Below are 13,591 nucleotides of genomic sequence, written 5' to 3'. Positions count from 1 at the left end.
CTCACACCGTGGCGATCACCTTCAGCTCGATGGCGATCGGCGTGGGCAGGCAATTGATCTCGAGCGTCGTCCTGCACGGCGGGTCGTTCTCGAAGTACTCCTTCCACAACCGGTTGTAGGTCGGGAAGTCGTCCTTCATGTTGGTGAGGTACACCGTCACGTCCACGATCTTCTCCCAGCTGCTGCCGCTGTCCTCCAGGATCCAGCGCACGTTCTGGAACACGCTGCGCACCTGCGTCTCGATGTCGTAGGTGGCGATGCTGCCATCCGCGTTCAGCTCCACGCCGGGGATCTTCTTCGTGCCGCGCTCGCGCGGGCCCACGCCGCTGAGGAAGAGCAGATCGCCCACGCGGCGGGCATGCGGGTAGTGGCCGACGGGTTCGGGGGCTTTGTTGGAGGAGATGCTGGACATGGTGCGAAGATGGGACGCCGCCACGCAGGCAGCAAAGCGGCGAAGCCCCGTCCCCGGGGCCTCGTCGTTCACATCCGCCGCATGCGCCTGCGGTGCCGTCACCGCTTCCGCCCTCCCGGGCCCGGCGCACACCGACCGTTCTGCTCGAACGGTTTGACCAAGCAACAACCTGGAGCGCGCATCGGTTCAGCGACCAAGGTCGGGCGCCCATGTGAACAGCATGTTCGGCCAGCCTTAGGGTTCCTCGTAGACCGCATGAGTTATCCACCGCGTGTCCACCGTTCGGCGGACGATCTTTGCATCCCCGACCAAGCACCGACCCCATGCGCTACCGCCGCCTCGGCCACGCCGGCCTCCAAGTCTCCGAACTGTCCCTGGGCTCCTGGCTCACCTTCGGCAAGCAGATCACCGACGACACCGCCGAGGCGCTGATGAAGCTCGCCTACGACAACGGCGTCAACTTCTTCGATAACGCCGAGATCTATGCGCGCGGCGAGAGCGAGCGCGTGATGGGCCGCATCCTGCGGAAGATGGAATGGCCGCGCGACACGTGGACGGTGAGCAGCAAGGTGTTCTTCGGGACCGGTGGCAAGCTGCCCACGCAGGTGGGCCTGCATCGCAAGCATGTGGTGGAGGCCTGCCATGCGGCGCTGAAGCGGCTGCAGGTGGACCACCTGGACCTCTACTTCTGCCACCGCCCCGACCCCGCCACGCCCATCGGCGAAACGGTGTGGACCATGCACCAGCTGATCATGCAGGGCAAGGTGATGTACTGGGGCACCAGCGAGTGGAGCGCGGAGGAGATCAAGGAGGCCCACGCCTTCGCGCAGGCGCACCACCTGATCGGCCCCGTGATGGAGCAGCCGCAGTACAACCTGTTCCACCGCGCCAAGGTGGAGGAGGAGTTCGCGGCGCTCTACGACACCGTGGGCCTGGGCACCACCATCTGGAGCCCGCTGGCCAGCGGCATCCTCAGCGGCAAGCACACGCTGGAGGGCGATGCTTCGTCGCGCCTGCGCATGGCCGGGCTGGAGTGGCTGAAGGAGCGCGAGCTGAACGAGGCGCGACTGAAGAAGGTGAACGAACTGAAGGCCATCGCGCAGGAGCTGGGCCTCTCGCTGCCGGTGTTCGCCATCGCCTGGTGCCTGAAGAACCCGCGCGTGAGCACGGTGATGCTGGGGGCCAGCAAGGTGGCGCAACTGGAGGAGAACCTGAAGGCGGTGGACGCGCAGGACCTGCTGACGCCGGAGGTGATGGCCCGCGTGGAACAGGTGCTGGCAGGGCAGAAGCTCAGCACATGGTGAGCGTGCCCGCCCGGGCGATGCCCTCGGGCGGACATGGACAGGTGCGCCAGCCCCTGGAGCACGCGATGTGCCCGGCTTGATGGCCCAGGTACTGATGAGATGACCGAACTTGCGCGGCCATGCCGGCCGTCCGCATCCTCATCGTTGAAGATGAACCGCTCATCGCGGAGGACCTGCGTGCGCACCTGGAGGAGCTGGGCTACGAAGTGGCCGCCGCGTGCGACAATGCCCTGGATGCCATGGCGGAGGTCGCCGCCACAGCGCCTGACCTGCTGCTGCTTGACATCAACCTGGGCGATGGGGCGGATGGCGTGCAGCTGGCCGAGAAGGTGAGCGTGAAGCACCGCGTGCCCTTCATCTTCGTCACCAGCCACAGCGACAAGGCCACGCTCGACCGCGTGAAAGCCCTGCGTCCGGCCGGCTTCATCATCAAGCCCTTCGACGAGAACGACCTGCGCGCGCAGATCGAGCTGGCACTTGCCCGGTTCGCCAACGATGTGGAGGCGACCGCGGCGCCCACCGAAGCCCAGCGTCACGAGTTCGTGATCGCCGACAGTATCTTCATCCGCGACAAGGGCAAGCTCGTGAAGGTGGCCATGGATGACATCCACTACGCCGAGGCGGACGACAACTACGTGACGCTCTTCACCCCCGCGAGGAAGTATGTGATCACCAGCACGCTCGCCGCGGTGGAGCAGAAGCTGAAGAGCGCGCACCACCTGCGCATCCACCGCAGCTACCTGGTGGATACACGTCGCATCACCGCCGTGGAGGATGGCTATGTACGCCTCGGGGCGCTGAGCCTGCCCGTGGGCAAGACCCACCGCGAGGCGCTGATGGCCCGGATCAGGACCTTGTGACGTTCGCCCGGCTCGCGGGCCTGTTGACGTGATCCCGGTCGTCCTTCACCGGATCGCGGCCCGGCGACGTTTCCCCGAAGGCTTGCTTGCGGCCAAACCTCCGACCCATGCGCACGATGCTTACCCTCATGATGATCGGATGCTCTGGCATTGCGCAGGCGCAGATGAGCGGGGTTTACACCGTAGGGCCTGCTGGAGCCGTTCCTGCTCCTGACTACACCTCTCTTGCTGCAGCTTGTTCTGCGCTGATGCAGACCGGAGTTTCCGGGGCAGTGGACATAGAGATCATGGATGGGACCTACACGGAAACGATCACCCTGGGCGCGGTGCCTGGTGTATCGGCCACGAACCGGATCAAGATCACTTCACAAAGCGGGAGCAAGAGCGCTGTGACGTTCGCGGTGGATTGCCGTCCTCCGGGATCTTTCCGCATCAACTGTCCGTATGTCCTCGTAACTGACCTGACCATACATCAACTCACCTATGGCTCAGCGAACACGAATGCAGGGGTGTTCCTAGGGGCGGATCATCTATTGTTGAAGGACTGTGAGGTGGAATGTCTGGACTGTGGGGTGAACGACTGGAATGGCCTGGTCGCAGTACAAGGGGCGAACGTCCGCATTAAGGGTAACACGCTGATCGGGAATGGGGGTGCGACATGCGGTCTCAATCTGAATACTGCTATAGACGCGGAGGTGTTGGGAAATGAAATAGTTGAGAGCCAGATCGGCGTATTGGCCGTATATCAGAATGAGCGGGTCACATTAGTTGACAACCTCATTCAAGAATGCCTTACGGGTATCGTGATCGGAGGGACGGACCATGTGATCGCGCGCAACCAGTTGTACGGATCCTCAATGGCAGAAGGGATCAAACTTGAGAACTACTATGCTGATGATATGCATGTGGACATCAACAACAATATGATAAGTGTGCGCGCAATGGCACCCGCGAATGTGTCCGCTATTGCCGGGATCCATGTCTACACGACTCCAGGTACTGGGCAAGCAGGACTGCTTTCTGGAAGAATATCGCACAACAGCCTTATTTGTGTTTCAGACCAAACGAACGTGACCGGGATACGTGTTCGCAAGACGTCCTCGACCGGCCTTTACCTGCTCTCCAACTCGATCAAGCTGGTAGGCTCCGGCATGGTAGGCATCGGCCTTGTGGATTCACTCTGCCAGGTCTGGCCTGCTTCGGACTACAACAACGTGTACAAGGTGGGCGCAGGCAGTATGTGCGGGATCCTCGCCACACACAATCAGATCGCCGCGCAAACGGGCATGGAAGCCCACTCCATCAGCGCGGACCCGTGGTACTTCAGCAACACGGACCTGCACATCAAGGACATGTCGGCGAACATCAACCGCGCGCTCATCGATCTGAGCCTTTCCGTGGACTTTGACAAGGACCCCAGGCAGTACTATGACATCCCGTACGACATCGGCGCCGACGAGCATGGCAACCTCGGACTGAAGTCGGTGGTGGAGATGGAGCCCTCCCTGCCGGCCGTCGAGGAGTTCCGGGCCTATCCCAACCCGGCGGACGACCATGTGCGGCTCGAACCACGGCCGCAGGGCGGCGTTGAGGTGTTCAGCACCATGGGGCAACGCATCGCTGTCCTGTCGGTCGAGGGGATGGGTGTGGCGCTGGGCGAGCTGCCCAACGGCACCTACATCCTCCGTTGGACCTCGGATGAGGGCGGGCACGCCGGTCCGATCGTGGTGCGGCACTGAGCGGTCGCTGACCGGTAGGGACGGGAACATGGCGCCGGTCCTCTGACGTTCACCCGATCAGGGGAGGCGTTCACCCGATCGAAAGGCTGTTCGCGCCCCCGATCCCGGACGTTCGTGGTGCCCCATGTCCACTACCATGCGCGATCGGCTCCTCCTCCTGCTTGCCGTGCTCGGCCTCGCCGTGCTTGCGGTACACGCACAACCCGGCGATGCCCAGATCATCAAGGACCTCACCAGACCCGGTGTGCTCAAGGTGGAGCTTGCGCCCGGTCCCACGACGAAGGAGTGGCACAGCGCGCATGGACAGTACATGTGGGACCGTGTGGCGTACGTCACGCGGAGCGCCGAGGTGGCCGAGTATCCGGAGGCGACGGTGAGGATCACCGGCATCGCCCGTTACCACTATGGCGCCAGCACCAGTTTCCGGGAGTTCAAGGTGGCGGAGAACGAGTACTTCGGCCTGCCGGCCCCCCGCAAGGACGAGATGCTCGGGATGATCCGCGAGCGCTACCTGCAATTCCTTGGACACCGCGCGGGTAGGATGTTCGGCGACCTGCACTACCTGCGCATCCCCGAAGGCGAGGGCGTCATCTGGCATACGCCGCTTTCGTTCACCATACCCGTGGAGGTCGAGTATGACGCCAAGACCAGCAACGTGCACCTCACCACCATCCGGGAGAAGATCGATACCCGCTTCTACCGCGATGCCGTGAGCGCGCCGTGGAAGGAGAACATCGTCTCCATCGGGCGCGACCGCACCGAAGGCGGGCAGCGCACCTTCCCTGCGGAGGAGCTCAGGGCCATGCCCACGTTCCGCGACCAGCTGGAGGAGCAGCAGGCGCGCACCGAACTGGCCGCCCTGGGCGAGGTGGGCATCCCGGAGTTCAAGAGCGACATGGAGGTGTTCCTGCACACGCACAAGCTCCTGCGCGAGAGCGACGCCAGGGAGTTCGAGGCTTATCTTATGCGCATGCTGGCGCCAACCTATTTCGTGGAGGGCAGCACCACGCGGCTCACACCGCAGGGGGCCGAAGTGGTCAACAGGGCCGTGGCCGCCGCGTTCGGCGGAAAGAGCAGCTATGCGGCGCAGTACTGCCCCGATCCCGGGGTGAAGCACCGGCAGCAGGACGCCATCGAGATCTGGAACGCCACGCAGGACAAGCACACCCGCATGCACATCGGTCGGTTCGGCGGCGGCTGGAAGAACGGGCAGAAGGTGGGCGAGCAGTACAGGTTCATCGCGCTCGAGGTGTGGATGTGGACCGACGCGGACAACATCGCGCGCATCCGCAGCTATGAACCGGGCATGCTGTGCAAGCCGGTGGGAGCGGTGGGGACGTCCGCGGACAAGGTGGGCGCGTCCGCCCCGGAACCGAGCTCGGCCACCGGCTCCCAGCAGGGTGCGGGCAGCGACCTGATGAAGAAGGGAAAAGGACTCCTGAACAAACTCGCCACCCCATGAAGCAGCTTGCCGCCCTGATCCCTACCCTGTTGGTGCACACGACCACCGTGGCCCAGCTCACTGGTACCCTGACCGTCGGCGGGCTCAATCCGGACTACCCGACGCTCACCGCCGCGGTGGACGCGCTCATGAGCCAGGGCGCCATGGGCAACGTCACCTTCAACATCCGGTCAGGCACCTATACCGGGCAGTACGCGCTGGGCGCGGTGCCCGGAACGCCGGGGACCATCACCTTCCGCAACGCGACCAACGGGGCGCAGGCCGTGAACCTGGAGCACGACGCCAGTGGTTCGGCGGACAACTTCATCTTCCGCATCGATGGCACCGATGATGTCCGCCTGGAGAAGCTCACCTTCCGGCCGCTGGACAACACATACGCCCGCGCCGTGCACCTCTTCAATGCCATCGCGGGCATGACCATCGAGCAGTGCGTGTTCCACGGAAGCACCAACCCATCGGGGTCGGCCTACTTCGAACGCATCCTGGTGCATTGCGATCAGTTCACCATCAACACGGACAACAACCCGCAGGATGTGCTGATCCTGGACAACAGCTTCTTCAACGGCAACACCGCGATCGAGCTCGATGCCTACGGCTTCAATGGCGCGCGCAGCGCGGGACTGATCATCAGCGGCAACGAGTTCCGCCAGCAGGTGGGCACGGGCATCCGCCTCAACCACTGCATCGGTTCGATCAGCGACAATGCCTTCAGCACCACGGTGGGTAATTGGTACGTGGGCATCCGAACGACCTTCTTCGACGGCGGAAGCCAGATCCGCCGGAACGACATCCAGGCCTACGCCACCAACGGCTGCTCGGGCATCGAGGTGGGCAACACGCAGAGCACCACCGGGAACATGATCAGCAACAACATGGTGTACGTGAACGGCACCGGCGATGTGTGGGGCCTGGCGGTGTACAACCTGTGGGACATGAAGATCGTGCACAACAGCGTGCTGGTGGCCGCCGGGAATCAATTCCAGAGCTACGCCTTCTACCATCTCAGCAATTTCCCCGACGGTCAGGACGCACTGGTGCGGAACAACATCTTCGCCAACAATGCCGGGGGCTATGCATATTACGTCCCCGTTGCCGGCAATGTGGCCACCGAGGACCACAACTGCCTGTTCACCACCGGCAGCACCATCAGCAATGTAGCGGGCAACGAGTACTTCACCATCCCGGCGCACCAGGCCGGCACGGGGCAGGGAGCGGGCGATACGGACATCGATCCCGTGTTCCCCATCCAGCCCGATCTTCACCTGAACAACTGCGCCATGGACAACATGGGTGAATACTTCTTCGTGGTGGCGAGCGATATCGATGGCGATGCACGCGGCAACCCGATGTGCGACATGGGTGCCGATGAATACACCGCGAGCACCAATGCGATGCAGGCCCCCACCATCACCATCCTCAGCGGCGACCTGCCCTACCAGCTCGGACTGGGCGCATCGTTCAATGCCTACCAATGGAGCACCGGGGACAACACGCCCACCACCACGATCACCGCCGGCGGCACCTACAGCTGCGATGTGCTGGACGCGAACCTGTGTTCGTACGCCATCAACATCACCGTCCTGGTGGACATCAGCACCGGGATCACGGACGCATCAGATGCGCAGGCAACGCCCTTCCCGAACCCGGCCCTCGACCAGCTCGTCGTGCCGGGGGTGCGGGCCGGCGCGTGGTTCGAGCTCTCCGATGCGAGTGGACGGGTCCTTCGCGCGGGCCGCTTCGATGCGACGCCGGTGATCGAGGTCGGTGACCTGGCTTCCGGGATGCACCTCCTGCGGGTACTGGACGGCCGCGCACCGAGCGCCTTCCGGTTCGTGAAGCAGTGAGCGATGGCGGATGCGGTCTTCGTGCGCGACGGGGACCGGCATGTGCGACCGACCGTGAGCGACATCCTCCATGGGGAGGCCGAAGACCACAGCACCCAGGTGCACAGGGCCCAACAACGGTTCACGGTACCGCGTATGCGGAAGGATGTGCTCGTGGAGCTGCCACAGGATCCCCTGGAGCGGGTCCATCGCGGCCATGCCGTGAACCTGGGCCTCGTGCTGGCCATCAGTGACGATGGACCGCAGGTCAGGGGGCAGTGGCTGCCCGGGGGACGGAGCTTCCGGGCGGAGCGGATGAAGTGGGCGAAGGTGCTGTGAGGGTGGTCGGATCGAACGGTATCCCTCATCTTGCGGCCATGCGAGCGGTGGCGATCATCCTGATGCTCATTGCGGGTGCGGCCCAGGGCCAGCTGGATAGCCTGCTCCGGATCCGTGAGGGCCTGCCAGCGGACACATCGCGCCTACCCGTGCTGACCGAGCTGCTGCGTGCGACGGTGTTCAACGATCCGGACAGCGCGCTGGTTTTTGCCCGGGAGTACAGGGCCCTCGCCGGGCAGAGCGGGATCGACCTGGAGATCGGGAAGGGGCACAACTATACGGGGATGTGCTACACGAACCGCAGCGACCATGACAATGCGCTGCAGCACTACCTGGCCGCACTGCCCCATTTCGAACGCGGAGGCGACCCCTGGTACACCGCCATGGCCCACAACAACATCGGCACCGTGCACGAGAAGTTGCACCGCTTGGACAAAGCGGCCGCCGAGTATGAGATGGCCTTGAAGGGGTTCCGGAGCATCCCGGATTCCGTGTGGATGGCGAACGTGTCCAACAACATGGGGAACATCCTCTACGAACAGAGGGGATTCGACCGATCGGTGGCGTACTACCGGCAGGCGGACACGATCCTGACCGCCTTGGGGTTCGACCGCTATGCCGCCACCACACGGATGAACCTGGCCAATGCCCTGGACGAATTGGGCCGAAGCGAGGAGGCACTGGGCATCCTGCGAAGCGCCATGGCCATCATGCCCGTGGGCGAGGATGAGAACACGCGGGCCAACATGCTGGCCGATCTCGGGCGTTTGCACGGCAAGGCCGGCGATCCGGACAGTGCACTGTTGCGCATGCGCGAAGGCCTGGCGCTGGCCACCACAGTGCAGGCCGGCGATGTGCAGGCCAACGCCCATGAGTTCCTCAGCGAGTGGTTCGAGCAGCGCGGAATGCCCGACTCGGCGCTTCGCCACCTCCGGCGTTCCGTTGCCCTGCGCGACACCATCCTCGGCCTGGAGCGCAGCGCGCAGGTCGCCGAGATGCAGGAGAAGTACGAGAGCGGGAGGAAGGATGCCCTCATCGCCGAGAGCGTGGCCCAGCTCGAACGCCGCTCCCTTGCCATCAAAGCCATTGCCGCAGGAGCCCTGCTGCTGCTCGGGGTGGCGCTCTTCGCCTACCGTGCCTATCGCCTCAAGCGGAATGGCGAGCGGGAGGTGATGGCCCAGAAGAAGGTGATCGAGGCGCAGTTGAAGGAGAAGGAACTGCTGCTGCGCGAGATCCATCACCGCGTGAAGAACAACCTCCAGACGGTCAGCAGCCTGCTGAGCATCCAGGGTCGCGGCATCACCGACACCAAGGCGAAGGAGGCGGTGAACGACAGCCGCCTGCGCGTGAAGAGCATGGCGCTCATCCACCAGGACCTGTATCGTGAGGGCGACCTCACCGGGGTGGCGATGCCTGCGTACGTGGAGAAGCTCGTCCATGGCCTGATCACCAGCTACGGCATGACCGATCGTGTTGCCGCCGACCTGCGGGTGGCGCCGGTCAACCTGGACGTGGACACGGCCGTGCCGGTCGGGCTCATCCTGAACGAGCTCGTCACCAACGCGCTCAAGTACGCCTGGCCCGATGCTCGAACGGGCACGCTTGCCATCGCTGTGGAGGAAGCCGCAGGCGCGCTGGTGGTGGAGGTGGCCGACGATGGCGTGGGCATCGCCGACCCGGAGGCGGTCTCGGCTGGTGGCACAGGCTTCGGACTGGGCATGATCCGCACGTTCGCCAACAAGCTCAAGGCGGAGCACACCATCAGCGGGGCACGGGGCACCACGGTGCGGATCGTCGTGCGCAATTACAAGCGTACCGGCTGAGCATGGGTTCGGACGTTCACCCGATCCTGAGGGCCGTTCACCCGATCGTGCTGGACCACGGGCGTCGGCTTCGGGGACCTTGCAAGGTCCATCGTTCCGACCCATGGCCCGTCCGTTCCGCTCCCTGGTCGTCGCAGGGTCAATGATCCTTGCGCCCTCGGCATCCGCCCAGCTCAACGGCACCTATGTGATCGATGGCGGCGGTGGGGGCGACTACACCACGTTCAGCGCGGCCATCGACGACCTGAACGCGCTTGGTGTGAACGGCCCGGTGCTGTTCGAGGTGACCGACGGATCCTACTCCGGTCGTGCGACCATCGGGGCGGTGGCCGGTGTGTCCGCCGTGAACACGGTGACCTTCCGCGGGCAAAGCCTCGACAGCTCGTTGGTGACCTGGACCGAGGCCAGCTACACCTCCATCCCCTGGCAGGGCCACAACAGCCTGTTGCGCCTGGACGGTGCCCAGTACATCACGCTGGAGCACATGACCCTGCAACGCACCGGGACCAACCAGTATGCGCACGTGCTGGTGATCGACGGCACCACGGCACACCTCACCGTTCGGCACTGCAAGCTGCGCGGCCCCACCAATTTCACCGCCGCCGTGCAGGACCGGAACGTGATCCACAGCGCGAGCAACGCTGTGCAGGCCGCCATCCGCTTCGAGGCCGATCGCATCGAACATGGCAACCATGGTCTCTATTGGTGGGCCACTACGGGCGAGGCCGATGAAGTGACCGTGGAGGGCTGCGATCTCCACGAGGCGCGCATGTGGTTCCAGGGGATCTCCGGACAGGTGCACCTGCTGGGCAACACCTCCTTCCACACCCAGGCAGCGAGTTGTGTGACCGCCCTGAGCCTGAGCGGGGATGTGGACATCAGCCGGAACACGCTGCGCTCAGTTGGGCTCTACACCACCCTGGCCTTGCAGCAGCTCGCCGGGACGCCTGCCCTGCCCATCCGGGTGGCCAACAACATGGTGATCGGGAGCAGCAGCACCGTGAGCCTGGTGTTCTGTGACCGGGTGGATCTGTTGCACAACAGCGTGTCAGGTGCAGGCAACATCTCCAATGGGAACACGGCCATCCGGATGCTGAACAACAGCTGGTACCGCGACCTGGGCTACGCGCTCACCGTGGGCGCCACGGCCACCGTGATCGCCTCCGACCACAACTGCTACCACACGGTGTCCGGCGCCTCCGTCAACTGGTCCGGGATCCACTCGAACCAGACCTCTCTTACAGCGGCCACCGGCCTTGATGCCAACAGCCTTTTCATGGACCCGGTCTATGTGGACCCGCTCACCGACCTCCACATCCAAAGCACGTCCCCCTGTGGTGGTACGGGGACGCTCGCGGCGGGCGTGGCTGATGATCGGGATGCGGAGCTGCGACCGCGCCCTGCGCTGAGCGACCCGGATATCGGAGCGGATGAAACGGACGAGTACTGCTTCACCCTCAACGGGACCTACACCATCGGCCCGTCCCTCGGAGCGGACTTCCCCACGTTCAGCGCGGCCGTGCTGAAGCTGGGCATCTGCGGCATCGCCGGGCCGGTCCTCTTCCTGGTGGAGGACGGGGTGTACACCGAGGCCATCAGCCTGCCGGCCATCACCGGATCGTCCTCCACCAACACGGTGACCTTCCGCGGCAATGTGTCGGACAGCACGGCGGTCACCCTGCGCTATCCCGCCACGACCACCTCGACGCCCATCGATCACGTGGTGCGCATGGAGGGCGCCGATCACGTGGCCTTCGAGCGCATCACCCTGGAGCGGTACGGTGTGGCGACCTATGGAACGATCTTCCGCTTCCGTTCCGGTGTTGGCACGCCCAACGACCCCTCCGAGCACATCCGCTTCACCGGCTGCCGGTTCCTGCGTACGGGTGCGATCGGCTTCAACAGCGTCATGGTGAGCGCGGCCAATTCGCCGGCCCTCAACGAAGTGGGTACGGTCTTCGAGGGGAACTACTTCAACGGTGGGGTCTATGCGTTCGGGAACCCGGGCAATGCGGGCGATGAATGGACCATCACGGACAATGTGATCGAGAACGTGCAAGGCGGCATCACCGTGTTCCAGGCTTCGTCCGTCACCATCTCAAGGAACAAGGTCACCATGCTCGGCAGCGCCCTGTTCCCGGCGATCAAGGTGACCTGTGGCTGCGGTGCTACCATCGATGACAACCGGGTGCTGACCCGAGGGAGCGCTTTGGAGCTCACGGTGGCCGCCACCGTGGGCGCGCCGTCATGGGTCACGAACAATACCCTCATTTCGGACCTGTTCGCCGGGCACACCCTGCGCATCCTCGGCCTGAACAACCACGTTCGGATCGTGCACAACTCCGTGAGCGCGTACTCCGGTCGTGCGTTGTTCGCGAGCGCCGCCGCTGGTTCGTCGGACCTCTGGCTGGTGAACAACATCCTGGCGAGCCGCTTCAGCCATCCGCTGGATGCCCCCTCCGGGACCGCGTTCAGCGACGTGCGCCACAACCTGCTGCGCAGATCGGCCAGCACCCTGGCCACCTGGAACGGCGCCACCGTCACCACCCTCACTGCGCTGCAGTCCGTGAGCGGCATGTTCGCCAACAGCTTCGCCGGCGAGTCGTGCTATTTCGATCCCGCCAGCGACCTGCACTGCTACAGCATGGACGCCGATGGCGGCGGACTGCCCTTCGCCCTCTACCCCACGGACATGGATGGAGAGGCGCGCAGCACCACTGCGCCGGATATCGGGGCGGATGAGTTCCAACCGCAACTGTGGTCGGCCACCTATGATCTCTGTGTGCCCGCGGATCCCATCACGAGCACCGGCACGGGCACCGACCAATGGATCTACAAGGATCGCATGGTGGTGGCGCGCTTCAACGACAACGGGCAGCCCCTGGGGATCGTGCAGTTCGGCGTGTTCCTCAACAGCGGTCCGGTGCGCCAGAGCCTCATCGGACAGCACTACCTGGACCGCAACTGGCACTTCACCACCAGCCTGCCCATGTCCGGCACCGCCATCGTCCGGCTCTTCCACAGCGGAGCGGAGTTCGGCACCTATGCGGCCGCCGACCCGGTGGTGAACGTGTACGCCGATGCCGGCGTGGCCCACTACGCCGGGCCCATGGAGGACTGTGCGCTGCTGAACAACCCGGCCGGCAACGTGTGGATGCCCACCTTCCCGGCATCCCCTGCGCTGGAGCCGCGCATACAGGCCACCGGTGGCACCCATGGCTACACCGCCCTGCTCGGCGCGGACGGCGAGCTGTACATCACCATCATGGGGGCACCCCTTCCGGTCGAACTGCTCTCCTTCACCGGCGAACGCATCAACGATCGCGAGGTGCGGCTGGACTGGTCCACCGCCACCGAGCACAACAATGCGGGCTTCGAGGTGTGGCGCATGATCGAAGGCGAGGACGACTTCACCGAGGTGGGCTGGGTGGATGGCGCCGGCGACAGCCAGCAGCGCACGGACTACGGGCATGTGGACGCGAACGAGGCGGACCGTACGAGCTACTACAAGCTGAAGCAGGTGGACCTGGACGGACGGCATGTGTGGACGGCCGTGGTGCCGGTGGCGGGTGCGACCCTGCCCGGGGGTCTCGTGCCCTACCCGAACCCGGCCACGGACCACGTGCGTGTGGAGGGAGCGACCGGCGAAGCACGCATTGCGCTCTTCGATCCCGCGGGTCGCATGGTTCGTGGATGGTCACCGGCGCCCCGCATCGACGGCCTGGGCGGGCTGCAACGCGGCTGCTACACCCTGGTCGTGGAGCGAGCGCACGGGGCGAGGAGCGTGCTGCGCGTCATGCTGCAGTGACGAGGGCCCTCCGGCGGTGAC

Annotated in this window: 9 protein-coding genes; 8 read left to right on the top strand and 1 reads right to left on the bottom strand. The window is 64.6% G+C overall.

From position 1 onward, the window contains the following. Window position 1: 1 nt before the first annotated feature. Entirely contained in the window at window positions 2-412 is a 411-nt protein-coding gene (locus tag IPM49_10435) for a RidA family protein (GenBank protein MBK9274939.1), read from the bottom strand. A 323-nt stretch (window positions 413-735) separates the two neighbouring features. On the opposite strand from IPM49_10435, the gene IPM49_10430 reads away from it, so the two are divergent. The 8 genes from IPM49_10430 to IPM49_10395 all read left to right on the top strand — a co-directional run bounded on the left by IPM49_10430 (window position 736) and on the right by IPM49_10395 (window position 13,570). Beyond that, on the top strand, window positions 736-1,716 hold the full coding sequence (locus tag IPM49_10430) for an aldo/keto reductase (protein MBK9274938.1): 981 nt from the start codon (window positions 736-738) through the stop codon (window positions 1,714-1,716). A gap of 119 nt (window positions 1,717-1,835) precedes the next feature. Then, on the top strand, window positions 1,836-2,576 hold the full coding sequence (locus IPM49_10425; GenBank protein ID MBK9274937.1) for a response regulator: 741 nt from the start codon (window positions 1,836-1,838) through the stop codon (window positions 2,574-2,576). A 107-nt stretch (window positions 2,577-2,683) separates the two neighbouring features. Further along, window positions 2,684-4,315, top strand: a complete 1,632-nt coding sequence (locus tag IPM49_10420) for a right-handed parallel beta-helix repeat-containing protein (GenBank protein ID MBK9274936.1) — start codon at window positions 2,684-2,686, stop codon at window positions 4,313-4,315. Window positions 4,316-4,451: 136 nt separating this feature from the next. Continuing rightward, window positions 4,452-5,777, top strand: a complete 1,326-nt coding sequence (locus IPM49_10415; GenBank protein ID MBK9274935.1) for a hypothetical protein — start codon at window positions 4,452-4,454, stop codon at window positions 5,775-5,777. Further along, the gene (locus IPM49_10410; GenBank protein ID MBK9274934.1) at window positions 5,774-7,621 is read left to right on the top strand and encodes a T9SS type A sorting domain-containing protein; all 1,848 of its coding nucleotides are present in this window, start codon (window positions 5,774-5,776) and stop codon (window positions 7,619-7,621) included. The genes IPM49_10415 and IPM49_10410 overlap by 4 nt, the downstream gene beginning before the upstream one ends. Window positions 7,622-7,624: 3 nt before the next feature. Further along, complete coding sequence (locus tag IPM49_10405) at window positions 7,625-7,939, top strand: LytTR family transcriptional regulator (GenBank protein ID MBK9274933.1); 315 nt, start codon at window positions 7,625-7,627, stop codon at window positions 7,937-7,939. A gap of 38 nt (window positions 7,940-7,977) precedes the next feature. Beyond that, complete coding sequence (locus tag IPM49_10400; GenBank protein ID MBK9274932.1) at window positions 7,978-9,762, top strand: tetratricopeptide repeat protein; 1,785 nt, start codon at window positions 7,978-7,980, stop codon at window positions 9,760-9,762. Window positions 9,763-9,865: 103 nt separating this feature from the next. Beyond that, complete coding sequence (locus IPM49_10395) at window positions 9,866-13,570, top strand: right-handed parallel beta-helix repeat-containing protein (protein ID MBK9274931.1); 3,705 nt, start codon at window positions 9,866-9,868, stop codon at window positions 13,568-13,570. Window positions 13,571-13,591 lie beyond the last annotated feature (21 nt).

This window comes from Flavobacteriales bacterium (assembly GCA_016715895.1).
GTDB lineage: Bacteria > Bacteroidota > Bacteroidia > Flavobacteriales_F > PHOS-HE28 > PHOS-HE28.
Note: the sequence above shows the minus strand (reverse complement) of the source record. Positions and strands in the feature narration are given on the sequence as shown.

Excerpts from the sequence above, each read along its gene's own strand:
- IPM49_10435 (MBK9274939.1), bottom strand. The coding sequence starts at position 412 with ATGTCCAGCATCTCCTCCAACAAAGCCCCCGAACCCGTCGGCCACTAC.
- IPM49_10430 (MBK9274938.1), top strand. The coding sequence starts at position 736 with ATGCGCTACCGCCGCCTCGGCCACGCCGGCCTCCAAGTCTCCGAACTG.
- IPM49_10425 (MBK9274937.1), top strand. The coding sequence starts at position 1,836 with ATGCCGGCCGTCCGCATCCTCATCGTTGAAGATGAACCGCTCATCGCG.
- IPM49_10420 (MBK9274936.1), top strand. The coding sequence starts at position 2,684 with ATGCGCACGATGCTTACCCTCATGATGATCGGATGCTCTGGCATTGCG.
- IPM49_10415 (MBK9274935.1), top strand. The coding sequence starts at position 4,452 with ATGCGCGATCGGCTCCTCCTCCTGCTTGCCGTGCTCGGCCTCGCCGTG.
- IPM49_10410 (MBK9274934.1), top strand. The coding sequence starts at position 5,774 with ATGAAGCAGCTTGCCGCCCTGATCCCTACCCTGTTGGTGCACACGACC.
- IPM49_10405 (MBK9274933.1), top strand. The coding sequence starts at position 7,625 with ATGGCGGATGCGGTCTTCGTGCGCGACGGGGACCGGCATGTGCGACCG.
- IPM49_10400 (MBK9274932.1), top strand. The coding sequence starts at position 7,978 with ATGCGAGCGGTGGCGATCATCCTGATGCTCATTGCGGGTGCGGCCCAG.
- IPM49_10395 (MBK9274931.1), top strand. The coding sequence starts at position 9,866 with ATGGCCCGTCCGTTCCGCTCCCTGGTCGTCGCAGGGTCAATGATCCTT.